The following is a 24,921-nucleotide window of genomic DNA, read 5'->3' as shown; positions in this document are numbered from 1 at the left end:
TTTCCCGGTTATGGCTCCCAGGCCAAAATCGCCATCAACTGCTAAAGTGGAAATTCCTTCTCTGACTATTCTTATATTCGGTCGGTTATTAAACACTTGCTTTTCAAGATTATTCGCATCATTCCTGCTTTTTTATTCGTTGTCTTGGGCAAGTTTATAGATAGCTGTTGCGTACACTTCTGTTGCTTTGAGCAAGCCATCAACTGAAATATATTCATTTTTTTGATGGGCAATAGGAGGATCTCCGGGAAACCGCGCGCCAAATGCGGCAAAATTGCCCAGCACCCGGGCGTATGTGCCGCCTCCCATTGCCAGCGGCTTACCAACCGTACCTGTTATTTCGGCATAAGCAGCAAGCAGGTTTTTTATCAGTCGGGATTCGGGCGCCACATAATGCGGCCGTGAGCCTGTGTAAGATTCAAACGAAAAGCCATATGGCTGACCGGCTGCTTTCAGTTTTTCAATAATTTCTTCAGCATTGTGAGTAACAGGATAACGAATATTGACAGTCAGGGTTGCCGTTTGCTCATCAACATGGATTAATCCAATGTTATAGGTCAAAGGCCCGGAAATTTCATCCTGGGCGGCAATACCCAGACTTTCCGGGTCAGCCGTATTTGTTATAAACTCCAATACTGGATGTGTACCCACTTGTTGCAATTCCCTGGCCAATTTGATTATTGCGTTCTCTCCCAATTCCGGAGCCGATGCGTGAGCAGCCACCCCGATTGCCTCATAACTTTTTCCTGCAAATTCAGCCTTGGCATAGGCAGGCACAACATTCCGCGCCGTACCCCCTGTAAAAATTAATTTTGCAGTTTCTGGTGGAAGCTTTATTACAAAGTTGCCACTAAGCACACCTTTTTCAGCATTAATTACTGGAAAAGCACCGTCTGGTGTAAATCCGCTGGTGGGCAGACCTTCGGCTTTTATGTAATGGTTTACACACTCGAAACCACTCTCCTCATCGCACCCGAAAACCAGCCGGATACGCTTATTAACCGTTAACCCGCTGTCACGCACAAGCTTAAAAGCATAGAGTGCAGCAACTGCCGGCCCCTTATTGTCTGCCGCACCCCGACCATAGATATTTCCGTTGTGAATTTCTCCGCCAAACGGAGGATAATCCCAATCAGTTCCTTCAGGCACTACATCTAAGTGTGGCATAATAACAACCACATCTTGGCCTTCGCCAAATTCCCAGTATCCGGCATAGCCTTCTAGATCTTTCGTAGTAAAGCCCCATTGCCTGCCAATTTCTAAAACATAATTCAGTGCCGCTCTATTACCTGCGCCAAAAGGAGCATTAGGCAAGGCCTGTGTTTCAACTGTATTAAACTGAATTAATCTTTGTGTTGTTGCTATGATATCATCTTTTACTGAAAAAATCTCATTTTTAAATGCCATATTAGTGACTCCTTTGCCTCTTTATTCCTTCAATTCACCTGTATAAAATGGATTCAGATCATTTGTGTACAGATCCTTGGCATTAATTTCACCCGGTTTAGCAAAACCATTTCGTTCCATCATATCAATCCAAAACTGAATTTTCTTTTCATCTACCCATTTATCGGTTGCATGCCAATTGCCCCCTGATAAAGGCGCATCATTGAATTTGGCCCAAAGTTGTTTAGCTTCTTCAAAATTTTTATTACCCCACTGCTGCCCCCGGTAGTTGCCAGCAATATAGGCCTTAACTACACCAGGATATTTTTTTATGAAGTCTTCACTAAAAGCTCTTACCGCTAACCCCCCGGCTTCACCATCTCCAGCTGCCACCCCAATCTGATAACTGGAAACCAGCACTTTTAGGCCTGGACGTTGTTGAGCGGCAATCGAGTATGTTGAATGGACAACCGCAACATCAATCAGCCCTTGCCGCAGTGCTTGCTCTTGTTGGACATCAGGCATTGTCAAAAGTTCTACTTGGTCTTTTTGTATACCATTTTGGCGAAGATATTCATAGGTAAGTAAATCGACGCAACTGCCTCTATTGGCAACCGCTATTTTTTTGCCAATGAGATCTTGTGGAGAATTGATTTTCCCATTGTCCTGAATAAGCCAATACATATGCCCTTTATCGCTGTCAGGATGATCTACCATCCCCTCCATAACAATTTTAATTTTCATACCAGCTTGTCTTGCCATAGCCACATTAATGACATGGCCGGAATGCATAATATCAAGATCTCCTTTGACAACTGACTGCACCAGAGTTCCCCCTTTTAGCGGTCCCTGATAGTCAGTCACAATCCCCACATCTTTAAAGAAACCATTCAGATCTGCCATTGCGTAATCAAAGGCACCACCCTTTATCACCTTGAGGTGGAATTCTTGCGAAAGCTTGCCATTCTGGAATTGGTAGTCCCCCTCATCCACTGTTTTAGAGCAACCTGCTACTAGCAAAATACTAAGCATTAATGTAATCACTACCACTATTCGTTTCATTTCATCTTAATCCTCCAATCTATACTAGGATTAGATTCTGATTATTTGCAGTACAGAAGCAGCCGCACTTTTATTCCCCTTTATTTAAGGAAATAATCTGTATCAAAGCATCATCTATAAAATTTGGAATCACATAAGGTTTAATGCCTTTGGCGTCTAATACCTTCTCGGCACCTGGTCCAATCTGACTGACCAACACAAAGCGACAGTCAGCTATCAGTTCAATTGCTTCAGATATTGCATATTCGTGACGATTATCATACCTTTTAGACGGCATATTCTTTCTGGTTTCCAGATATTCATACTTACTCTCGCTAACTTCAACAATATGAAATTCCTTTGCTCTGCCAAAATGCTCATTGACAAATTTTCCGTCCAGACTCGCAACCGCTATTTTGTATGACATTTCTTCACTTCTCCCATATTCCCAAAGCATCAGCATATACGTATAAGGCCGGGGAACCACCGGTATGTACAAAAAGCACATTTTCATCGCTCTTAAAATATCCCTGCCGAATCAAATCAATAAGTCCGGCCATGGCTTTACCAGTATAAACCGGGTCAAGAAGAATACCCTCGGTTCTGGCTACCAGCTTAACGGCTTCTACCATTTCTGGAGTAGGCAGAGAATAGCCTGATCCTACATATTTGTCAAAACAGACTACTGTTTCGCGCGGAATTTCATCTCGTATTTCTAACCGTTTTGCGGTTTGCTGTACAAGGTCAAATACTACGCTTTCCTGGATGGCTTTGGATTTCCCAACATTAATACCAATAACCGGAATATGGCTATTGCTGCCATAAAAGCCTGTTACCAGGCCGGCATGTGTCCCACCGCTGCCACTGGTACATACGACATGATCAATCTTTATGCTTTTTTCAAATGTCTGGGCCAGAATTTCTTCAGCACAAGCCACATATCCGGTTGCGCCAATCGCATTTGAGCCTCCACCCGGGATAATATAAGGTTTTCGCCCTTGAGCAGTGAGTTCATCTGCCTCCACTTGCAACTCGTGAGCCATATCCGAGCCACCGGCCACAACCTTGATTTTTTCAGCACCTAGCAGATGATACAGTAAGTTGTTGCCGAGAGCGTCTTGTTTATAACTGCCTGCCACTCGTTCTTCCAATACCAAATGACATTTCAAGCCTTCTTTCACTGCTGCCGACAGAGTTAATCGGCAGTGGTTGGACTGCAAGGCACCGCCGGTGATAAGAGTATCGGCGCCAGCAGCCAAAGCATCGGCTACCAAAAACTCCAACTTTCTGGTCTTGTTGCCGCCTGCTGCAAGACCAAGCAAGTCATCCCGCTTGATATAAATAGCAGGACCTTGCACTAAATCGGTCAACCGTGATAATTTCTCTAACGGTGTAAAGAATTCCGTGTAACGCCGACGTAGAAAATGAGCCAAGTTCATAAACATTCCTCCTCCCAAATTTCATTCTATATACAACGCGGTAAAGATTTGCAAACAGGTTGACACTGTCCAAAATAATAAAAGACTGCATTCCAAAGTATAGAGAACTTTGTCTCTTCCAATTGCTATTTTTAATTTTTACATCCCCACAATTGGCTCCTCTTTCCATCTGGTAACCCTTTTTTCTATTGCCACTAAGGTATAATTCAATAATAGTCCTAACATAGACATAGTAATGATGGATGCATACATAACAGGAATTTGGTACTTAACTTCAGCATCATACAGCAAAAATCCTAATCCGGCATTAGCCCCAATCATTTCGGCCGCAATCAAGATCAAAATTGAAGTGGTTGCGCTAAGCCGAATGCCGGTAAATATTGACGGGATAGAAGCAGGAATAACCACTTTTATAAAGATCTTAAAAGAAGAAGTACCCATAGATTTCGCCGCTTTAATCAAAAGTGGATCAACATTTTTGACACCGGCAATAGTATTTAACAGGATCGCCCATTGCACTCCCCAGAAAATAATCGCAACCTTTGATATTTCGCCAATACCAAACAAAAGAATAAATACCGGAAATAAAGCCAGGGTAGACGTTTGTCTGAACGTTTGCAGCAAAGGATCAATAAAATTTTCAAAGTTTTTAAACCAACCGATAATCAAGCCTAAAGGAATAGATATCACCAAACCTAGACTAAAGCCAATAATAGAACGGCGTAAACTAACCGCAATGTGTTTAACTAACTCACCGCTTGTTAATAAATTACAAAATGCTAAAAACACTTTAGAAAAGGGAGGTAAAAAAACTGGATCTGCTAGCCCAATCCGCGGTGCAATCTCCCAGAGTAACAAAAAAGCTCCAATAGCCAAAAACCGGTAAACACTATTATATATCCGCTTCATCCATTTTGCTAACACTACTGGATTCAACCCAATCACTCCAAATTAAAATTTTTCTAATCCTCAACAATAAAATAAAAGAGACAGATTTTCGATTAAAAAATCTGTCTCTGAATTGTTTTCAGTCAACATCTTACTATTTATTTACTATTGTATAAATAGTAGACCGTTAATCACTTCGTGTCAAGTATATTTTTGTGGATATTGTCTGATCTTTTCAAAGCCTCAGCGTTACATTCAAAGCAAACCCCAGATTCTTTGCAAAATCCGGGGTTTATCATGGTATTATAGCGGCCCGCCGTATTTTACCATAAGATCTTCCATTAAATTCAATCCCCCTCGATAGCCAGCATAACTGCGGTCAACAATCAGTCGATCGTAAGAGGGAAAACCCACGCTCAGAAATAAAGCACCGCCAAGTTCTGTTTCGGAAATATACCGTTCTAACGAACTGGCAAATACAATTTGCACGGTATAATTACGCAGCAACAATCTGATCTTATGAGAATCCACTTCAAAAGCCACTTTAGGTTTTAATACGCTTTCCAAATTCTCGGTTAAATCGCGAGTAATTATACCTCGATATTCTTCAGGCGGATCATCAGTGATAATCACAATTTCAGGATTAAATCCCAGCTCATTTGTCGCATATTGGGTAACAGCTACTGCCGTACTGCTGTCAGCAACCACAGCATAGTACGCATGTGGTATGGCAACAACCAGTACATTTCCGATAAATTCTGTAAACCGGTAAGCCGTTCTTTCCTCCTCATCAACTACCTTGGCAATGACATCATCAGTAATTCTCAACTTAGTCCCAACCGTTTGCAAGAATTTGGTTGAATCTTTAGGACCGATAGGTACTGAAGGGAAGATATGATAGGGGGTGCCAAAACGTTCTTCTAGTTTTTTAGCCGGACTAATCCCCCATATAGAGAACACCAGATTCAACTCAGCAGCAGGAATTCTGGTTAAAGCATCCAGGCCGTTTAAGTCGCCAAATATGATATTCGCCTCTACGCCAATTTTTTTCAAATGCTCCTTTAGATTTCGCAGATCCCCTTTCCAAAAGATATTTTGTGTCGGAACAATGCCCAAGATATTCACTGTTCTCTTTTTTACCGGCTGCTCTTTTAATAATTGGTTGATAACAGCGTCAAAGTAAAGTTCGTATCCTTTGTACGAATTTCCAGCAAAACCTGCTGTCTTAACATGAATAACAGGTGCACGGTCCTTAAACTCTGCAACTACCGAATCAACGTCATCACCAATCAAGTTAGGTACGCAAGCTGAAATAACGGTGTACAAATCACCAGGCATTAAACTAATAGTACTGTCAATCAGCTTTCTTAACTTATCTTCACCACCAAAAATCACGTGTTCTTCTACCAACGTGGAGCAGGGGGTACTGGCGCCGCCGACCGGACCAGGACTATTGAGGCCAGAAGCAAAACTCTGACCAAAATTCTGGGCAAACCCGCAACCACCGCCGGAATGAAGGATAGGCACAGAGCCGAAAGTCGCCAAAGTTGCTGCATAGGCTCCCCCCATGGCGCAAGAATAGCGGGGGGCTTCGACTATCTCTGGATATAATTGCGACTCTTCCTTAACTGCAGCCATATATTATTTTGCCTCCTTATTTACAAAATAGAGTGGATCCGATTGTTGATACCACCATTCGTTGTATACATCTGGCGTCTTTTCCAGCATTGTTTTCTGGAACGAGCGGTTCTTGGTAGTCTGGAGCAAGAAATTACCGGCAGCAATTGCCCCTTTATATCCGGCCTGAGCACTCCATGGACGGGCATCCCCTCTGTTAGAATGAATTCTGGTTGCACCTTTATCCCGTTTATATGCGCTTCCCTGGAAGGGGCATGTCAACGCAATATCCGGATCGTAACGCCTGGTATGATGAGCAACTTCCGCGGCCTGGAAGGTATTAACCAATATATCAAAATCTCCAACCTCTTCAATCAATTTTTCGGTCTCATCAACTACTAAATCATCAAAATCCAAGCAGATCGCAGCTGGTGTTTTTACCCCTAATTCGTTAAAAAATGGAACTTGCGTAAGTAACCGGCCTTGTCCTAGCGAACCAAGAACATTGATATCCTGACCATTGCCAATCTTCTCAAATTCTTTCTGGATAATTTCCAGTTTAGGCAGCCATTCATCATGTTCTTCGGCAATCACCTTTTCCACTTCTTTTTCTTTGCCGGTATAATAGGCAACTGCCCGTAACCATTCATCGGTATGCTGTATACCAACAGGTGAAGGGTATAAGAAGTAAGGTACTCCATATTCCTGTTCCAAACCTTTTGAAAGATACTCTGTAAAAGAAGAACAAATCGGCGCAGTAACAGCCGCCTCTGAAAGCATTTCAAATTGCTCGACTGTGGAGAATTCCGGAACAAAGTTTGGACGCAAGCCGATTTTTGCTAGCAAGCGGGTGATTTCCTGCCTGTCTTGCCAGGTATAGGACAACATACTTGCAACATTAACCAGATCCTTTTGTTTCCTAGTTGGTTTTTTCACCAAGTATTTGAGTATGCCATGCCAGAAAGCGTCATAGCCGGTTTGGATCAGCTTGGAGCGAATACCTTCGCAGTGGATAGCGACAATTTTGGCTTCGATATCTGGTTGAACCTCTTCGACAACTCCTGCAATATCCTCACCGATAATGCCGGTAGTGCAAGATGCCAAAACAAATATCGCTTTAGGATTATATCTGGCTTGTGCTTCTTTTATGGCGTATTTTAATTTGTCACCAGCCCCATATATAACATCTTTTTCATTCAGGTTGGTCGTCAGCCAGTGAAAGTCGTAGTTTTCCCGGCGTCCCAAAGAGACTGGTACTTTACGGAATACTTCCCTGTAGCCCAAACCAACTACCGAGCAGCCGACCGGTGCATGGACAATCATAACCGAATCGTGAATTGTCATAACACGCTGAGTCAAATAAAAATTTAAAAGGCAACCTGATGTTTGCTGAAAGGCTCGCTCCTGATTACCCGTGTTCCCATCTTTTACCTCTTTAAGAAGCTCACTTGCCTTCCCAAAAAAGGCATTAAGGCCATTACCCCGTTGTTCTCTCGTAGGGCAGGTATTTTCTTTTAGATTAATCATTTTACACTCCTCCTTGTTCATTTTAGGAAATAAAGCAAACTCACTTAATTTTACTTTTCATGGATGGCTTTGTTTATGTCAGCGATTAACACACTGCTATCTACGTCATGAGCGTGTGCACCTTGTTCAATATTTTCGTAACTTGCCGCAGCGCAGACAAAACATCCCATACCGTACTTACGAAATACGGAAACTGTGTTCGGATATTTGCTCACCACCTCACGGATACTCATTTCTTTTGTAATAACCAATGACTTAACCCTCCCTTGTGTTATTGCGGCTATGTGTTTCAAAAAGCTAAAGGCAAAAAGAATTATATTAAAAATTCTTTTTGCCTTTAGCTTTTAACTAATCAGCCGTTTATATTTTGTCAGTAGGAGGCCACCCATTATTGGAGCAGCCTCCCTTTCAAGTGACTATTGGGGTTAGGACTTACAATCAATTATCTACCTACATCCATGTGAACAACCGCATGAATTGGCGCCACAACTGGCAGTCGCATTAAGAGGAGCATTGCCCTTGATATACTTGCCCCGTTTACCATAGGCCACTAAAGCCTTATCTACCGGGCGGTTCAGTGCAAAAGAAAGAATTCCCTTTGTTTGCAATTCCGCCTCTGCCTGCCGCCCAATTTGGGCTGCCAATACTACCGCAACATCGGCCAATAGTTCAATAGTCTTGCTGGCCGCATGTGTATGGGAAGCATTTGTATCCTGTGGAATTTCCCGCCGTTCCAAGAATGTATAGGCGCCAGTCTCAGCAACTTCATAAATCCAAAACTCTTTCGCCCTGCCGAAATGCTCATTAATAGTAATGCCATCTGTACTGGCAACTGCTACTTTAGACATAGTTCTATCACCCCATAATTTATATTTTAGTAATGTAACGCAAAGATATTGAGATAAAACAAAAGCAGATTTTCTCGTAAACGAAAAAATCTGCCTCTGGACTATTTTCCAGCCAACAAACGTTCTTGTTGCTTATATTAATATCTTATCCATATTTTAGATCATCAAGCAATTTGTGTCAAGCGGCCTTGCATTTAGAGGTGAAATTTATTCCTTATTTACTGCAGCCAATTCTTTTCCTAAAGCAACCGCCGCCTGCAGATATTGCTCATTTTGCAAAGCCGCATCGGCAGCTCCCAGTCCGCTTCCCACCAAAGGTTTAGCGCCAGCTGCAAAACCTACACGGCCAAGCACCTGGCCGACAGCATCAATGCAACCAGCATAAAGCTTTGGATCTGGTTGATTTTGAGCAAACACTACCCCATATTTTTTACCAGGAGCAAGACTACTGCTGAAATCCGGTTTCAAATAAGCAAACAACCGATCCATAACCAGTGCCAGCTGCGCTGTAAACCTCCCGAAATATATTGGCGAACCAATGACCACGGCATCTGCCGCGTTAATGGCCTTAAAAATTTCGGCAGTATCATCCTTGACAACACATTGACCTGTCTTCTTACACGCATAACACGCCTGACAACCGCGTAGGTTAAGGTCATTTAAGTAAAAGGTTTGCGTTTCGCCGCCCTGCGACGTAAAGCCCTCAGCCACCTTTTGCAGCAAAGTATCAGTATTTCCGCCTTTTCTCGGACTGCCCACTAATGCAACAAGTTTCAAAATAATCACTCCTTTAGCTTTGATTAAATATTTAAATAAAAACAGAGGCATATTTTTCCATAAGGGGAAAATCTGCCTCTGGATTATTTCCAGTCAACAAGCATTTTTATTACTTTTTAGCATCTTTTCTATATTTTAAACTGTCAACCAATTTGTGTCAAGTCGCCTTTTGTTTATATATAACCATAGTTTAAATTCACTAACAGCAACCGTCAGGTATGTAGCGCTAGAGCAACCAAAATCAATTATACTTTCCACTTCACCACTTTTTTTGTCAACAAATCAATCATCTCTGCTGCCGTTAACGTCATAAACGAAAATGATACTATTTCCCTCCTTTATCATTTAGTTTTTTCATTAAAAGAATCAACAGATAGTCGGGATACCGGTGTATTTGCTTGAATTCTAGCACATTCGCGTGCGGTTTTCATATATTGATACAGGTTTTCATCCGGGGTTCCGACTGGAACAGCACATCCTGTACCGAGTGTAAAACCCTTTGGACTATCATACGCTTTGCGGTAACACAAACGTATACCTTCATCAATAGCTTCCGGTGTACCAAATTGAAGTACATCTACCGGCGGCAAATTCCCCACCAAATGAACTTTGTCTCCGATAGTCTTTTTGGCTATTTCCAGATCAACAACGTTATCTATACTAATGCCGTTACATCCGGTTTCCGCCATATCGCCGAGATTTTTAGTTGTATTGCCGCAAATATGATAAGCGATAGCATTGGGACTGCTCTTCTTAACTTCGTCAAAAACATAGGTCGTATATGGTTTGGAAAACATTTTAAATGCTTCCTGGCTAAGAATAGTTCCTGATGCAACCGGATCCATCATAGCAACCGAACTGCCCTCTTTCAGGAAACGTGTGTGCACCTTAACCAGCACATCAGCGGCGAACTTAACAAGCTTGTGAACCTGTTCAGGTGCACGGTATATGGCGCGCAGAAGGCTCTCAGCGCCGGCAAGGCGTGCAGCTAGTGTAAAGGGGCCCTCAATACCAATACCAATTGACCCGACTTCGGCACCAACTGCGTCTTGCAGTCTATGAAACACTTCGTAGGTATGCTGAAAAGTATAATCCTGCTCTGAACATACAAGCTCAAGATCGAGGCCGCTTAAATCGTTTATATCCGAAACAGGCGCACGTTTGACCGAATTTGGTCCGATTTCACTGATGAAAAGTTCGCCGCCGAATAGTCCGACAAGCGCATCAGTGTCATACTGGGTGGATACACTATCGTACCCTAACTCTCGATAAGCATGAATAATTACTTTTGCACGAAGTTCCGGATTTTCTCTCCATTGGCTGTATTTCAGCCGGAGAAGGTCGCCGGCTGCACAGCCATAGGCCATTACAATTGGCATTCTGTCTACTTTTTCTCCGCGTGCTAGTGCTTTTTTGCGTTCTAGCGGAGTCATTTGATCATCTTTATGCATGTAGGTGATCCCCCTTACATTCTGTATTAATCGTCCTTTCTCACCTGACATAACAGAGCCTTGAATACCGGAAAACCAGAAATCGGATCCCGATTCGCAATATCGGTAATAATGTTAGCGTTGCCTTTACTCCATTCCAATGCCTGCAACGAACCACCGCCCACATTGGCTTCAATTTCGCCAGGTTGTACTTTCTCTGTAACCCGGGCAAAAAAACGTACATTACCACGTTTAGTACTTAGAATAACTTTATCACCATCATTAATATCTCTTTGTTCGGCATCGCTGGGATGAATAAGGATTTCCGGGTAGGGCTGATGCTTCAAAAGACCGGGTATATTCAGATGCTGTGACCGAAACGTCGACTGTATACGTGTCCCGGTATTTAATACCAGCGGAAACTTCTTAAACAACTCCGGACTACCTACTGGTCCTTCGATAGGTTCGGTATATTCCGGCAATGCCGGATAACCAAAATCCGCCAATAACTTGGAGGTAATCTCCAACCTACCTGATGGGGTATCAAAACCTGGCCTGCCATCAGGGCGAAGTGCTCCTGATTCATACTTCTTGTACTGTCGCTGCGGTACAGGCAAAGCAACACCCTCCGGGTTTGCCCGTAATTGGTTGAGCAGTTCAGGCTTTCTGGAAAACACTCGTTGCAGCAATTCTGCTTCATCTTTGGGGTAAAGCTCTCCATAACCAAGTCGTCTTGCAATTTCCGCCAAAATAAACAAGTCGTTACGCGCTTCGCCGACTGGATTTATTACTGGCTGACGCAGCCTTACATAGCCTGGATAGCACTGATACGAAGTATTTTCAAAGTAGGTTGTCGCCGGAAGAACCACATCGGCAAATAGTGCATCCCGCGTCATAAACCTGTCAATAACCGCAAAAAAGTCAAGCTGCCGCAAAGCCTTCTCCCATAAAGATGTTTGTGGATAGGAGGTCAGAATGGATGCACCGCTGTTTAAAAGCCCCTTAATGGGATATGGCTTGCCTTCGAGTACAGCCTTAGGAAACTCCAAGAATTGGGCGCACCCTGTTAGATGATAAAACAAGGGATATTCCTCGGCGCCTATGGGTAATTTGGTTTCTGGCCGCGGAAAATTTGGTTTGTCGAAAGGTAACGGCGGAGCCAGATTGATATAAATGCCTCCTGGCACATCTAAATTCCCGGTGATAGCCCATAGAATGTATACCGCTCGTATAGTCTGCACCCCGCTGTTGGAGTACTCCAGACCAGTATAAGTCCTAATAGTCGCAGGCTTGGCGGTAGCAATTTCCCTTGCTAAACTGACAATCGTTTCCGCCGGAACTTTAGTTATTGTTTCCACATATTGCGGGGTAAAGGACTGGACATAATCGACCAATTCCGCAAACCCGGACGTCCATTTGGTTACAAACTCTTCGTCATATAGTTTTTCATTGATTATCACCCTCAGCAGTCCAAGCACTAAAGCGCCATCTGTCCCAGAACGAACAGGAACCCAACGATCCGCCCGTTCGGCAATATCGCTGCGCATATGATCAATTGCCACGATACGGGTTCCCTTTCGCTTGGCCTTGAGGATACGGTCAAACATAAACGGTGGTGAATCTGTGACGGGATTTGCGCCCCATACGACAATCAGGTTGCTATTTTCGAGATCAGGTACCAGGTTTTTGCCGCGCAAACCATAGGTAGTTAGCGAAGCAAACACTCCAAAAGACGCGTAGCAAAGCGAGCTTACGCTGGCAATGTTGGGGGAACCGAAAGGCCACAATAATTTGGAAGCGACCAACTCGTCGGCGTTAAAATCAAGCAAAGACTGCTCAAACGCTCCTCGGCCTGAATGACTAGCCACAGCTTCAGGTCCATATTCATTACGAATACGCAGAAAATTACTGGTAACTAAATCCAGTGCTTCATCCCAGCTAGCTTGGCGAAAACGGCCCTCACCACGTTCCCCTTCACGGATTAGGGGGGTTGTCAATCTTTTTGGGGAATAAACAACCTCAGATGCGTGCTTACCCCGCAAGCATATTGCCCCATAGGGTGATCCGGACAGGGGTTGTATATCTGACAATTTTCCATCTTCCAATGTCACTTTCACACCACACCCACCCGGGCAAACACCACAAACAGCAGCCTTTTTTTCAACATTACCCATTATTACTCCCCCTTCATAAGTCATAAGATAAAACTAGCTTGTGCCAAGTCCCTTAGGACGCCAGCAGAAGCCTTAGTCGTTCAATCCAGGGAAAGTTATACTTTCCATCTGGAAAATAAAAGGCCGGAATAAGTTCACCTATGGTAAACCTATTCCAGCCTTCAGATTTTCTGATCAGCCTGCATATAAATTTAATAAAGTTACTTTACCATATATCGTTATCAATGTCAATATTCTTCCAATCTCGCCAGTTTCATGAAAAAAGACGGCGATTACCCGTAATTTTGTTATATAGTTGATGTCAGATGTCCAGGAGAGAATCCTCTTGACACGTACTTTGTGTTTACTGTATACTCAAATAAATTCACAATGTACGCCGATCAGAAAAACTGAAGGCCAAAGTCTCTTTAATAGAAACTTGGTCTTTTTTTTATGCATTTATTGGGTTATAGTTATATATAGTAGCTTACAAGAAAAGAGTGATCCAGCCATGAGTATTAATTGGGAATTTGTAATGACTGCTTTGCCGTTATATGAAAAAGCAGCCTGGCTTACACTAAAGCTTGCGTTATGGGGAATAGTATCCTCTTTGCTTATTGGCCTTTTGTGTAGTATTGTCTTATATTATAAGACAAAAGGCCTGGCTCCCTTGGTACGATGCTACATAGAACTTTCTCGCAATACGCCACTACTTATTCAGCTATTCTTTTTATATTATGGTCTTACCAAATTGGGCGTAACGCTAAGCGAACAAACATGCGGCATTGCCGGTTTAGCATTTTTGGGCGGCAGCTATATGGCAGAAGCATTCCGCGGTGGTGTTGAATCAGTAAGTAAATCCCAAATTGAATCAGGTCTTAGCATTGGACTTTCCAATCGGCAGTTAGTTCGCTATGTTATTCTACCGCAAGCATTTTCGGTAACTTTACCCTCGTTAGGCGCCAATTGTATCTTTCTATTAAAAGAAACCTCGATCGTAGGGGCCATTGCCATCCCGGACCTGATGCATGTAACCCAAGATTTAATTGGGATGTATTATCAAACGTTTGAATCTTTGTTGATGCTGGTATTAGCCTATCTTATCCTGATTTTTCCATTATCGATCTTTTTGACTTGGCTGGAAAGGAAGGTGCGTTATGCTGAGTTCGGGAATTAATGTTCTTGTCGACGGCAGTAACCTCCAGCGACTTCTGGGCGGACTATTGATAACAGCCCGCATTGCTTTTATCTCCATCATCCTTGGCTCCTTGCTGGGGATTATCGTGGGCCTTGCCAGAACATCAAAGATACCAATACTGCGTTTTCTTTGCCGTTTTTATCTGGAGCTATTTAGAATTATACCTATTCTTGTTTGGCTATTTTTCGTTTATTTTGGTGTGCCCGGTATATTTGACATTCATTTAGCTGGTGAGTTAGTAGCCGTAATTGTGTTTAGCCTCTGGGGTGCAGCGGAAATGGGCGATATTGTCAGAGGTGCTCTAGAATCGTTACCTAAACATCAAATAGAATCAGGCAAAGCGCTCGGACTAAGTTTTTGGCAGCTTTATCGCTTTGTACTGCTCCCGCAAGCCGCCCGCCGCTTGTTGCCAGGTGCTATCAATTTGTCCACAAGAATGGTCAAAACCACTTCACTTGTCGTTATGATTGGGGTCATTGATGTTGTGAAGGTCGGTCAGCAGATTATCGAGCGTTCTATTTTGAAAGAACCTACTTCGTCCTTCTGGATTTATGGCTTTATTTTTATCCTCTACTTCATTATCTGTTATCCGCTATCAAAATTATCGAAAAAGCTAGAAACTAAATGGGAGAGCTAGGGAGGCGTTTATTATTAGTACAACAAAAGACCAAGTGCTGCTTGAAATACAGGGATTGCGTAAGGACTATGGCACTACAACAGTGCTTAATGATATTAATCTTACCATTCATAAAGGCGAAGTTGTTGTTATTTTAGGCCCCTCAGGCTGCGGTAAAAGCACACTGCTGCGCTGTTTAAATGGTCTTGAAGCCATTCAGGGAGGTGAGATCAGGTTTGCCGGCAAAAATCTTACCGGGAAAGATGTACATTGGCAGGACTATCGTCAGAAAATTGGCATGGTATTCCAAAATTATGACCTGTTTCCTCATATGTCTGTTATCGAAAATATTCTTCTGGGACCTTTACAGGTTCAAAAAAGGCCCAAAAAGGAGGTGCTTGAACAGGCACAGCAACTACTGGAACGTGTGGGGCTACTTAACCGCAAAGATGCCTACCCCCGAGAGCTTTCCGGTGGACAGAAACAACGAATTGCTATTGTACGCGCCTTATGTATGAATCCTGAAATTATGTTGTTTGACGAAGTTACAGCCGCCCTTGATCCTGAAATGGTACGCGAGGTATTAGATGTTATCTTAGGTCTGGCTAAGCAGGGCATGACCATGGTAATTGTGACCCATGAAATGGGCTTTGCCCAGGCTGTTGCTGATCGCATCGTGTTTATCGATGCCGGGAATATCTGTGAAATCGCCAAACCGGCAGAGTTTTTTTCTAAACCCAAGTCAGAGCGTGCTCAGCAATTTTTAAATATATTCCAGTTTTAAAATTAGTACAAAAGGAGAGATGGTTCGTGAGCAGTAAAAAGATTTTTGCCCTAATTGTAAGCACCATATTTTTAGTGGGAGTATTGGCTGGATGCGGTTCCACAGCTACCAAAACCGATGCCAAGCAAGATTCCAAAGCGGCTAAGAGCAGTATTCAGGAAATCAAAGACCGTGGCAAAATAAAGATTGGTGTATTCAGCGACAAGCCTCCCTTTGGCTTTGTTGATGCGAATGGTAAAAACCAAGGGTTTGATGTCTATATTGGCAAACGCTTGGCCAAAGACTTGCTCGGTGATGAATCTAAGGTCGAGTTTGTATTGGTGGAAGCAGCCAGCCGGGTTGAGTTTTTGCAGTCCAACAAAGTTGATATCATTTTAGCCAACTTTACCGTAACTGATGAAAGAAAACAAAAAGTTGATTTTGCCAATCCGTATATGAAAGTTGCCCTTGGTGTAGTATCCCCCGCAGGTACTCCAATTACCTCAGTTGACCAGTTAAAAGGCAAAAAGTTAATTGTCAACAAAGGCACTACTGCGGAAACCTATTTCACCAAAAATCATCCTGACATTGAATTATTAAAATTTGATCAAAATACCGAAGCATTTGAAGCCTTAAAGGATAACCGCGGCGCCGCCTTATCTCACGACAACACCTTATTATTTGCCTGGGCCAAGGAAAATACAAACTTTACCGTTGGCATTTCTACCTTGGGCAGCCTTGATACTATCGCCCCGGCAGTCAAGAAAGGCAATAAGGAACTACTGGACTGGATTAACACGGAACTCGACACTCTCGGCAAAGAAAACTTTATTCACAAGGCATATAACGAAACATTAAAACCAGCATACAGTGACGCTATCAACCCGGAAGACATTGTCGTTGAAGGCGGCAAATTGAAATAAGCTACCAGGCAACGCTCTGCTAACACCCCTCAACTATCATTCTTTTGCCAATAGTTACGAATTGTTAAACCTCGTAACTATTGGCTCTATTTTTTATTTTTACCCAATCCTGTATAATGAATAGTAGATTTCCTTACCTGGTACTCACGCAATATAATTTATGGTAAAGGTGGTTAGCCCTATGAACTGTGAATTTTGTACTATCTCAGCTGATAATAGCGGTAAGGATTCCTGCTTATTATTATTTTACGCTGATGAGCTTTTGGTAAAAGAGCAGGATGGCATTATCCTTATTCCTTCCGTGTGTGATATCAGCTTACTAAATATCGAAACAACCAACGTACACTACAGCTGTTCATTAAATGGCACTACCTATTATGCAGCTACTTTATGTGAAAAAACATTGTTTGCCGGCTTCTCTTTTAAAAAATTACGACAGCTATCTGGGCATATAGCAGACGACTGCTTTGAAATGACCTATCGTGCCTTTCATATTATAAACTGGTTGAAAACCAATAAATTTTGCGGTTGCTGTGGCAAGGTTATGCAGGTAATGCGGCAACCGCAAGAGTTTTCTGTACAATGTCCGGCTTGCGGCCATACAGTCTATCCACGCATTTCACCTGCTATTATCGTAGCTGTAATTAAAGAAACTGAGATTCTCCTGGCACGCTCCAGCAGGTTTCCTCCTGGCCGCTATAGTGTTATTGCCGGTTTCGTTGAACCTGGAGAAACACTGGAAACCTGTGTAAAAAGAGAACTGCAGGAAGAGGTTGGCATTGAAGTCACCAATCTTGAGTACTTTGGCAACCAGCCCTGGCCATTCCCTGATTCACTGATGATTGCTTTTACCGCTCAGTATGCCAGTGGGGATATAACTATCGATAATGATGAAATTGTAGCCGCCGACTGGTTTTCAGCAACTACATTGCCCAAAATTCCACCGAAAGGAAGCATCGCCCGCCAATTAATAGAATGGTTCCTGGAAAAACAGCGGTGAAATCCGCCCTCACTCTAATGGCTACTCTTTAATACGAAGTCAAACCCACAACTACAGGGGCTGTCTCACCAGAATGAGACAGCCCCTCGATTATTCTATAATCCACATTTTTTAAATGCCTGCTCCAAATCATTAATAATATCTGCAGCCGCTTCTAAGCCCACGCTAAATCTGAGATGCCCATTTTTAAACTCAGCCGGATAAAAATGATTCCTTTCATCATTTGGCCCGACATAAACAATCAAGCTCTCATCATGGCCAATAGAAACAGCTGGAACAATTAGTTCGAGAGCATTGACAAATTTGTTGTGGGTATCAGCATCTGCTTTTAGCCCGAACGCCATAACTCCTGAAAACATGGTCATCTGCTTCTTGGCAATTTCATGCTGCGGGTGACTTGCAAGACCTGGATAGGCAACAAATTCTACAGCCGGATGCGACTCGAGAAACTGAGCGATTTCCAGAGCACTCTCACTATGCTGTTTCATGCGCAACGGCAAGGTTACCACGCCTCGCATGATGAGCCAAGCATTAAAAGGACTGATAACGCCTCCCAGGTTAACCATAGCTTGGCCTTTGATTTTATCAATAAGTTCTCGCTGCCCAATAACAGCTCCGCCCATAGCATCACCATGACCATTGATGTATTTTGTCAAACTGTGGATTACTAGATCAGCTCCCAGTGCAAGGGGGTGCTGTAAAAAAGGCGAGGCGAACGTACTATCAACAGTAAGTAAAGCGCCGACAGAATGGGCAAGCTTGGCAATCTCGGCAATGTCACTTACTCTTGTAGTCGGATTGCCAGGAGTTTCAATGTGGATAATCTTAGTGTCAGGGCGTAATGCCGCTTTTATTTCCTCCAAATTTGCGGTATCTACAAGGCTTGTTTCCACTCCGTATTTATCGGGAAAATATTCTTGCAAAAGTCGATACACGGCAATGTAGGAAACATTGGAACAAATAACGTGAGCATCTTTCTCCAAAAAAGTAAAAAAGACACCAGCTAATGCCGATACACCGCTGCCTAGAACTACGCAGTCCTCGCCGCCTTCCAGAGCAGCCAGTTTTTCTTGCAGATAAATCTGGTTGGCTGATGTATTGCGCGTATAAACCAGTTGATTGGGATCACTCCAATTCATTGTTGAAGCATCCTCAGGCAGGCGGTAGCTATTGGCCATCGTGAGCGGCCGCCTTATGGCTCCGGTTTCTTTGTCAATAGCATTCCCTGTATGGATGCATTTTGTCTGGAAACTAAACTTCGTCTTATCACTCATGTTTACACCCTCTTTTAATAAATAAAAAGACTGAAAGCAAACGGATACTACTCCCGCTCGGCCTTCAGTCTTCTGATCAACCTAGTTCTATTGAATTATACATTTTATTAGGGAAAATTTCAATATTTACAGTAATTTAATCTGCGCTTCTACTTTATTTCGGCACTATATGCGAAACTTGGAGACAGATGTCTGCAGGTCCTGTGCCAGCAATGCCAGTTCCCGGCTGGAGGTGGAAATCTCCTCCATAGACGCCAGTTGTTCTTCTGTTGCTGCCGACACACTCTGTGCCTCTCCAGCCGATTTCTTACTAAGTTCATCAATGTTCCTGACTGAGTTGACGATTTGCTGACTTCCGGTAGCCATCTGCTGGATGGCTGCCGACATCTGCTTGACCTGTTCCGCTACTTCGGTTACCAAGTTGGCTATTTCCCCAAAGGAAACTCCTGCCGCCTTGACTACCTCGGCGCCGGTTTTCACTTCCCTCGTTCCGTTGTTCATTGCTTCAACAGCCTTATCTGTATCGGTCTGGATCTCGCCAATCAAGGAAGCTATTTTCTTGGCCGCCGCCTCCGATTGCTCGGCAAGTTTGCGGACTTCTTCTGCTACAACAGCAAAACCTCGCCCCTGTTCCCCAGCCCGCGCTGCTTCAATCGCAGCATTGAGCGCCAGCAGGTTAGTTTGCCCGGCGATACCGGAAATAGTGTCCACGATTTGACCAATTTCTTGGGAACGTTCGCCTAATTTCGCCACCACTTGCGCTGACATGTTAACCGTGTTTTCAATTTGACTCATCTGACTAACTGCTTTGTTCACCGCTGCACCGCCATCTTTGGCTTTGCCTGCCGCTTGTTCGGACTGGCCGGAAACCAGATTGGCGTTGGCAGCAATTTCTTCAATTCCCGCCGACATCTCTTCCACTACTGCAGATGTCTCAGTTGCTGCTGCCAGTTGCGCAGTAGCTCCGTCAGCAACCTCAGTCATGGAAATAGCTACCTGGTTAGATGCTTGCGCCGATTGTTCGGCGCTGGCGGTAAGTTCTTCACTGGAAGCAGCCAACTGCTCGGCATCAGAATGAATCTGTTTTATTAATTCCCGTACGTTCTGAGCCATTTGTTCAAAGCTCTTGGCCAGACGTCCGATTTCGTCATTGGAATTGATACTTAAATTGGTCAGAGACAAATCGCCACCCGCGATTTTATTGGCCGCACCTTCCAAAACAGTAATCGGCTTAGCGATTTGCCGGGCAAACCAAATGATGATTAATGAGGTAATAGCCAATATAATAAGAATCGTCAGTAATGAAATCCATGTCAAATCAGATAAAGCCCCGGTTGCTTCTGAGACCGGCAAGCTTACGGCTAACGACCAACCAGTGCTTTTGACAGGAGCAAATCCCACCATTTTCGCCACACCATTATATTCGTAGGTTGTTGTTCCCGCTTCTCCTTTTACCATCCGCTCAGCAGTTTGCCGCAATGCTGGCGGAAGTTTGTCATTCTTGAGAGGATTGTCCTTCATCACAAGTGTCTTATCAGGACTGGCAATGGTTACGCCATCACTTTTGAGCATAAAGGCATATCCGGTTTTGCCAATCTTCACTTCCCCTGTCTTTTGGGAGATTTCGTCCAGGCTAATGCTGCCGAAAAACACCCCTGTTACTTTGCCGTCCAACTTAACAGGAACAGCAACAACCGCTACCAGCCCCCCGGTTGCCGGGGATACCACCGGGTCGGAAACAGCAGCTTCGCCTTTCATTGCTTTTTGAAAATACTCGCGTGCACCGAGATTGACACTTACACCCTTTGAATCAAGTGCGATACCTGTAGGAGCAATATAGCCAAAAGTTTCATAACGGCCGTTATTCTTGACTGCTTGCATTAGGAAAGGTCCTATGTTTTCCGGACTCCCTGTCTGAAGAACAGGCGCTAATGCAATTCCTGCCATTTCAAGCTTACGTCCCTCAATCCAGTCATTGACATCATCGGCTGAAACAGTCGCCAATGTAGCAATTTCCTTAACAAGACTATCAGAAAGCATTTGCCGCGCCTTCCAATAATTTAGTCCGCCCAGGGTTCCCATGGACACAATAAAAATTAATAAAATGATAACTGTCAATTTGGTCTGGATACTTTTCATAATAAAATCAGCCCTCTTTTCTCTACCGTTTTTTCAACATAATAAGCTATATATCACCATTTTATTCTAATATTCTACACTTGTCTACTAGGCAAATGTACTATTTGAGGCTACAAAATACGTATTATAAGGTAATGAATTTAGCTTTTGCAAATCCGTCAGGACGCCGGCAGAAGCCTTAGTCGTTCAATCCAGGGAAAGTTAGCCTTTCCATCTGGATAAAAAACAGACATAGCTTTAGGTGGAGAAAAACCCCTACCTGAAGCTATGTCACACAGGTTTTTACAGCAAGCCCTGGCACCCCATTTGGATTATCCTCAGCCCTTGTGAGTGAACTATTTTATGCTGTCAACAGCTTTTTTCGCCCACAAAGAATCATGTAACACGGCTCTGCCTACACCAATGAGATCAGCCTTTCCCTGCGCTAAAAGTTGTTCGGCCGCCTGTGCTTCCGTAATGCCGCCGGTAAGAATAACCGGAATTGATACAACCTCCTTAACGGCCGCACTCAGTGAAGCAAAATATCCCTGTTCATTGTTTCCCGGAATAGTATATCCGGAAAAACCACCGGAAATATCAAGAATCGCGATTCCGGCCTTTTCAAATTCTCTGGCAGCAATTTGACTGTCGGCGATGGTGGTTCCTCCGTCTATATAGTCGGCAGCTCCCAGCCGCAGAAGTATGGGGAACTCCTCTCCCACAGTTGCCCGCACTGCTTCAATTACCTCTTGATGAATTCGGATTCTCCCCAGCACATCGCCGCCATATTCATCTGTACGCCGGTTGGTCAGCGGCGAGAAAAACTGATTCAGAAAATAGCCATGCGCGGAGTGAATTTCCACACCATCAAAACCAGCTTGTTTTACCCGGCCGGCGGCAGCACTGAAGGCTGCTATAATTTCACGAAGCTCCTGCTGGGTAAGTTCATGCGGCACATCGCCCTTACGGGGATTTTTTACTGCTGAAGGCCCAACCGGTATAGCGCCGGTGACTTTTTGGGTAGTGGCACTCCCGGCATGGTTAATTTGCATTACAGCTTTAGAGCCATTACGATGAATAACGGCAGCCAACTCTTTTAAGCCGTCAATTACACTGTCATCAGCAACAGAAAGCTGATTCTCACTGGCCTTTCCCGCCTGCTGTACATAACTATGCTCAATGATGATTAACGAAAAGTAACCACCTGCCGATTTTTCTTGGTAGTAGTCAAGGATAGCTGAACTCACTTTACCGTCAGGTTCAGCTTTAGACGTAGCCATAGGCGGCAGGACTAAACGGCTGGATAAGGGTAAGCAGCCTGCCTGTAATGGTTTTAGTAAATTGGACATTGAAAACCCTCCTTTATTAGTAAAATGTGACATTGAGGTTATTTTTAGCACCTCTTATATTATACCTGTTAAAGTAAATATACAGTATACTATCGTTCCCGTAATAATGGCTGTAATAATATTCAACCTGCCAAACCGCAACACAAAAAAAACGAATGTTGCCACAATAAAAGCAGGCATATCAGTCAACGCATACCTTCCCAAACCCCAAATCATAACGGCCATCATCCCGGTAAAAGAAGCGGCTATACCCCGGAGAGCGGATCTTACCCAACTGTTATTTCTGATTTTTTGGTGGATTTCAGCAGTACTCATCACCAAAAGTAGTGAAGGGAAAAATATTCCCAGTGTCGCCGCAATAGCGCCGCCGACAGCAGCAACTTTATAGCCGATAAAAGCTGCTATAATCAAGACAGGCCCTGGCGTAACCTGGCTGAGCGCAATTCCAACAGCAAATTCATCCAGGTTCAGCCAACCATAATAATCAACTATTTCCTGTTGAATAACCGGGATCATGGCTAACCCGCCGCCAAATAAAACGGCTCCCATCCGAAAGAAAACCCACCACAATTTTGTAAACACTGGGGTAAAAGGTGCGATTTGCAGAATGATTGCCGTTATTGCTCCCAAAGCAGCTAATAGCCACACTCGGCGGCCGCAATAGCTGCTCTTGTTTTTTTCTACTATATGCTGCGGTTCCGCCAAGAGCTTACTTTGTCTTTGGAAAAAGCGATAATACAGCAAAATTCCGGCAAAAGCGGCAGCCAGCAGCACGGCAAAAGGATTTTTTAAGGTAAACATCAATCCTGCCGCAGTCAGTGCAATCATACCAGCCGCCCCATCGCAGACAGTAGTACGCCCCAATTCAATCACAGCGTTCGCAATAACCCCGACAATCACAACGGTAGTACCTTTAAATAAGATGCTGACTGCTTCTACCGAATGATAGGAAAAATAGATATGTGCCAAAAGCAGCATCAACATAAAAGGCATAAGTAAAATGGCCGCAAAGCCTGTTACCGCACCAGCCATTCCTCTCAGCTTATACCCTGCATATACAGCAAGATTCACAAATGTCGCACCAGGCAATAGTTGTGCTAAAGACAGGCCATTAACAAAATCCTCTTCTTTAAGCCATGATTCATTTTGAACCAACCGTTTTCTCGTTTCCGCAGCAAGCGTTGGCCCAAAGCCGGTCAAGCTAATAAGCACGTAAAGATAAAATAACCGTCGCAGTGAAATCCTGTTGTCCACCTGTTGCTTTGCCGCAAGTATTTGGTTTGTTTTATCCAAGACCTATCCCTCCGTCAGTTGCACAAACCTACCGCCCTGCGAACTTACTCTACTACTAGTAAAACCTTACTTATATATTTTTACTAATAGCTTAGTTTTCCCTGCTTAGTACTTTTCTAAAATCCAAGAGCAAAAAGCTGGAGCGCCCCCTAAATAGGACTCTCCAGCCTTCAGTTGCTACTAATCAGCCGATTATTTGTTACTTTTTATAGCTTCCATACAGCTTGCCCGCATCTACCATAGCCACAGCGCTCAGCAAATTTCCATTAGGAGGAAACTCGCAGCCAGTAGACAAGATAAAGCCCGCACTATTGTTCCGGAAGAGTTCGATTTGGCTGCGGCAGTCTGCCAATACCTCTTCCCTGGTCATAACTAAACCCGTATTAGCGGGATGCGAATAGCCAATTGTTACTACCTTTTTACCCCATTTTTGGGCATGTTCTTCCCAGGTCTTGCAGCCGTAGGCCGGATAAGCTACCGAGATGGCAACAGGATTCGTCCATTTGATGACCTCTTCAAAATATACGCCATTACCGCAATTATGTATAGTAACTATGCCGCCAGCTTCACGAATGGCGTTGGCAATCCGCTCAATAAACGGTCCTTCAAAGGTTTCCCACTGTTTCTTGCTAAGTATTGTCGGCGAAGAGTACAAAGGATCAATGCAGACGGAATGTGCTCCAGCTTCAATTTGCGCCTTGGCATATTCAACAAGTACTTGCGTAATGATTTCCACTGCCTGTAATACCGCTTGCGGGTGGCGAATCAAATCCTTAAACAATTCTTTATGACCCCGAATCTGGGACAATACACCGAGCGGACCATACAGAAAGCCAAGAATAGCCACTTCATTGCCTTTAGCCTTGGCAAGCCCGGCGCAAATATCAATAACCGATTTCATACGTTTGGTTTTACGTGGATCGACATATTCAATCTTACTATATTCATTGGCATTAGCAATGAATTGATTATTAAAGTCGGGATACGCTGTGCTGTTCTTAGGATAAATGATTTCCTGCCCAAAATCGGCCGCCTCAACAGACAAATCAACTAAAGTGACAAAGGCATCAAAGCCGATGATTTCCTGTGACGCCAGTAAGCTTTTGGTTGCTAACTCAGCATCTGTCGACCACTTGTCATAGGTAATTCCCAGTACGCGGTGAGAAGCGCCGCAAAATAGCGGCGTCACCGGAATTCTGTCGGTTTCTTTAGACTGCAGAGCCAAACCTACCCGTTCCAACGAGGTTAATTGTTCCTTTATTTGGACTACACTCATGTATT

22 protein-coding genes are annotated in these 24,921 nt (G+C 43.8%); 5 read left to right on the top strand and 17 right to left on the bottom strand.

The window, feature by feature from the left end:
* Window positions 1–132 precede the first annotated feature (132 nt).
* The 12 genes from SALPA_RS17200 to SALPA_RS17145 all read right to left on the bottom strand — a co-directional run bounded on the left by SALPA_RS17200 (window position 133) and on the right by SALPA_RS17145 (window position 13,127).
* The gene (locus SALPA_RS17200; RefSeq protein WP_145096690.1) at window positions 133–1,407 is read right to left on the bottom strand and encodes a Sapep family Mn(2+)-dependent dipeptidase; all 1,275 of its coding nucleotides are present in this window, start codon (window positions 1,405–1,407) and stop codon (window positions 133–135) included.
* 21 nt (window positions 1,408–1,428) lie between these two features.
* Complete coding sequence (locus SALPA_RS17195) at window positions 1,429–2,448, bottom strand: ABC transporter substrate-binding protein (protein WP_145096687.1); 1,020 nt, start codon at window positions 2,446–2,448, stop codon at window positions 1,429–1,431.
* A gap of 70 nt (window positions 2,449–2,518) precedes the next feature.
* Window positions 2,519–2,854: a NifB/NifX family molybdenum-iron cluster-binding protein gene (locus SALPA_RS17190; protein ID WP_145096684.1), complete on the bottom strand. Its 336-nt coding sequence runs from the start codon at window positions 2,852–2,854 to the stop codon at window positions 2,519–2,521.
* A gap of 4 nt (window positions 2,855–2,858) precedes the next feature.
* Window positions 2,859–3,866 (bottom strand): D-cysteine desulfhydrase, encoded by a 1,008-nt coding sequence (locus SALPA_RS17185; protein WP_145096683.1) that lies wholly within the window; start codon window positions 3,864–3,866, stop codon window positions 2,859–2,861.
* Window positions 3,867–4,004: 138 nt separating this feature from the next.
* Window positions 4,005–4,742: an ABC transporter permease gene (locus SALPA_RS17180; protein ID WP_255451246.1), complete on the bottom strand. Its 738-nt coding sequence runs from the start codon at window positions 4,740–4,742 to the stop codon at window positions 4,005–4,007.
* Between the two features lie 315 nt (window positions 4,743–5,057).
* Window positions 5,058–6,392, bottom strand: a complete 1,335-nt coding sequence (locus tag SALPA_RS17175; protein ID WP_145096680.1) for a nitrogenase component 1 — start codon at window positions 6,390–6,392, stop codon at window positions 5,058–5,060.
* A gap of 3 nt (window positions 6,393–6,395) precedes the next feature.
* Complete coding sequence (locus tag SALPA_RS17170) at window positions 6,396–7,898, bottom strand: nitrogenase component 1 (RefSeq protein ID WP_145096677.1); 1,503 nt, start codon at window positions 7,896–7,898, stop codon at window positions 6,396–6,398.
* 50 nt (window positions 7,899–7,948) lie between these two features.
* A complete protein-coding gene (locus SALPA_RS17165; protein ID WP_145096674.1) occupies window positions 7,949–8,149 on the bottom strand; it encodes a DUF1858 domain-containing protein in 201 nt (66 codons plus the stop codon).
* Window positions 8,150–8,344: 195 nt separating this feature from the next.
* Window positions 8,345–8,746, bottom strand: coding sequence for a NifB/NifX family molybdenum-iron cluster-binding protein (locus SALPA_RS17160; RefSeq protein WP_145096671.1), 402 nt, complete (start codon window positions 8,744–8,746; stop codon window positions 8,345–8,347).
* A gap of 207 nt (window positions 8,747–8,953) precedes the next feature.
* Entirely contained in the window at window positions 8,954–9,523 is a 570-nt protein-coding gene (locus SALPA_RS17155) for a flavodoxin family protein (RefSeq protein WP_186451107.1), read from the bottom strand.
* A gap of 341 nt (window positions 9,524–9,864) precedes the next feature.
* On the bottom strand, window positions 9,865–10,974 hold the full coding sequence (locus SALPA_RS17150; RefSeq protein ID WP_186451106.1) for a uroporphyrinogen decarboxylase family protein: 1,110 nt from the start codon (window positions 10,972–10,974) through the stop codon (window positions 9,865–9,867).
* Window positions 10,975–11,000: 26 nt separating this feature from the next.
* Complete coding sequence (locus SALPA_RS17145) at window positions 11,001–13,127, bottom strand: molybdopterin-dependent oxidoreductase (RefSeq protein ID WP_145096663.1); 2,127 nt, start codon at window positions 13,125–13,127, stop codon at window positions 11,001–11,003.
* A 490-nt stretch (window positions 13,128–13,617) separates the two neighbouring features.
* Here SALPA_RS17145 and SALPA_RS17140 point away from each other — a divergent pair, with 490 nt between their 5' ends.
* From SALPA_RS17140 to nudC, 5 genes are all read left to right on the top strand, one after another.
* Window positions 13,618–14,283, top strand: coding sequence for an amino acid ABC transporter permease (locus SALPA_RS17140; RefSeq protein ID WP_145096660.1), 666 nt, complete (start codon window positions 13,618–13,620; stop codon window positions 14,281–14,283).
* Complete coding sequence (locus SALPA_RS17135; RefSeq protein ID WP_145096657.1) at window positions 14,264–14,941, top strand: amino acid ABC transporter permease; 678 nt, start codon at window positions 14,264–14,266, stop codon at window positions 14,939–14,941. Before SALPA_RS17140 ends, SALPA_RS17135 begins: the two co-directional genes overlap by 20 nt.
* 37 nt (window positions 14,942–14,978) lie before the next feature.
* Complete coding sequence (locus tag SALPA_RS17130; RefSeq protein ID WP_186451296.1) at window positions 14,979–15,704, top strand: amino acid ABC transporter ATP-binding protein; 726 nt, start codon at window positions 14,979–14,981, stop codon at window positions 15,702–15,704.
* 26 nt (window positions 15,705–15,730) lie between these two features.
* Window positions 15,731–16,606: a cysteine ABC transporter substrate-binding protein gene (locus tag SALPA_RS17125; protein ID WP_145096652.1), complete on the top strand. Its 876-nt coding sequence runs from the start codon at window positions 15,731–15,733 to the stop codon at window positions 16,604–16,606.
* 181 nt (window positions 16,607–16,787) lie between these two features.
* Window positions 16,788–17,606 carry an NAD(+) diphosphatase gene (nudC, locus tag SALPA_RS17120; protein WP_145096649.1) on the top strand — a complete coding sequence of 273 codons (819 nt, stop codon included), beginning with the start codon at window positions 16,788–16,790 and terminating at the stop codon, window positions 17,604–17,606.
* 95 nt (window positions 17,607–17,701) lie between these two features.
* On the opposite strand, the gene SALPA_RS17115 is transcribed toward nudC, so the two are convergent.
* The 5 genes from SALPA_RS17115 to SALPA_RS17095 form a co-directional block, all read right to left on the bottom strand.
* Window positions 17,702–18,880: a PLP-dependent aspartate aminotransferase family protein gene (locus tag SALPA_RS17115; RefSeq protein ID WP_145096646.1), complete on the bottom strand. Its 1,179-nt coding sequence runs from the start codon at window positions 18,878–18,880 to the stop codon at window positions 17,702–17,704.
* 165 nt (window positions 18,881–19,045) lie between these two features.
* Entirely contained in the window at window positions 19,046–21,019 is a 1,974-nt protein-coding gene (locus tag SALPA_RS17110) for a methyl-accepting chemotaxis protein (protein WP_145096644.1), read from the bottom strand.
* Between the two features lie 335 nt (window positions 21,020–21,354).
* Complete coding sequence (locus SALPA_RS17105; RefSeq protein ID WP_145096641.1) at window positions 21,355–22,347, bottom strand: NADH:flavin oxidoreductase; 993 nt, start codon at window positions 22,345–22,347, stop codon at window positions 21,355–21,357.
* Window positions 22,348–22,401: 54 nt separating this feature from the next.
* Entirely contained in the window at window positions 22,402–23,640 is a 1,239-nt protein-coding gene (gene chrA, locus SALPA_RS17100; RefSeq protein ID WP_145096638.1) for a chromate efflux transporter, read from the bottom strand.
* 199 nt (window positions 23,641–23,839) lie between these two features.
* Entirely contained in the window at window positions 23,840–24,916 is a 1,077-nt protein-coding gene (locus SALPA_RS17095; protein WP_145096635.1) for a uroporphyrinogen decarboxylase family protein, read from the bottom strand.
* Window positions 24,917–24,921: the final 5 nt, after the last annotated feature.

The sequence above is a fragment of the Sporomusa sp. KB1 genome (assembly GCF_007830295.1).
Classification (GTDB): Bacteria; Bacillota; Negativicutes; order Sporomusales; family Sporomusaceae; genus Sporomusa.
The sequence above is the reverse complement of the archived record's forward strand: the minus strand, read 5'-3'. Positions and strand labels throughout refer to the sequence as shown.

Coding starts and splice junctions, on each gene's coding strand:
- SALPA_RS17170 (WP_145096677.1), bottom strand. CDS start 7,898: ATGATTAATCTAAAAGAAAATACCTGCCCTACGAGAGAACAACGGGGT.
- SALPA_RS17105 (WP_145096641.1), bottom strand. CDS start 22,347: ATGTCCAATTTACTAAAACCATTACAGGCAGGCTGCTTACCCTTATCC.
- SALPA_RS17095 (WP_145096635.1), bottom strand. CDS start 24,916: ATGAGTGTAGTCCAAATAAAGGAACAATTAACCTCGTTGGAACGGGTA.
- SALPA_RS17110 (WP_145096644.1), bottom strand. CDS start 21,019: ATGAAAAGTATCCAGACCAAATTGACAGTTATCATTTTATTAATTTTT.
- SALPA_RS17140 (WP_145096660.1), top strand. CDS start 13,618: ATGAGTATTAATTGGGAATTTGTAATGACTGCTTTGCCGTTATATGAA.
- SALPA_RS17160 (WP_145096671.1), bottom strand. CDS start 8,746: ATGTCTAAAGTAGCAGTTGCCAGTACAGATGGCATTACTATTAATGAG.
- SALPA_RS17190 (WP_145096684.1), bottom strand. CDS start 2,854: ATGTCATACAAAATAGCGGTTGCGAGTCTGGACGGAAAATTTGTCAAT.
- nudC (WP_145096649.1), top strand. CDS start 16,788: ATGAACTGTGAATTTTGTACTATCTCAGCTGATAATAGCGGTAAGGAT.
- SALPA_RS17135 (WP_145096657.1), top strand. CDS start 14,264: ATGCTGAGTTCGGGAATTAATGTTCTTGTCGACGGCAGTAACCTCCAG.
- SALPA_RS17145 (WP_145096663.1), bottom strand. CDS start 13,127: ATGGGTAATGTTGAAAAAAAGGCTGCTGTTTGTGGTGTTTGCCCGGGT.
- SALPA_RS17175 (WP_145096680.1), bottom strand. CDS start 6,392: ATGGCTGCAGTTAAGGAAGAGTCGCAATTATATCCAGAGATAGTCGAA.
- SALPA_RS17195 (WP_145096687.1), bottom strand. CDS start 2,448: ATGAAACGAATAGTGGTAGTGATTACATTAATGCTTAGTATTTTGCTA.
- SALPA_RS17200 (WP_145096690.1), bottom strand. CDS start 1,407: ATGGCATTTAAAAATGAGATTTTTTCAGTAAAAGATGATATCATAGCA.
- SALPA_RS17115 (WP_145096646.1), bottom strand. CDS start 18,880: ATGAGTGATAAGACGAAGTTTAGTTTCCAGACAAAATGCATCCATACA.
- SALPA_RS17185 (WP_145096683.1), bottom strand. CDS start 3,866: ATGAACTTGGCTCATTTTCTACGTCGGCGTTACACGGAATTCTTTACA.
- SALPA_RS17150 (WP_186451106.1), bottom strand. CDS start 10,974: ATGCATAAAGATGATCAAATGACTCCGCTAGAACGCAAAAAAGCACTA.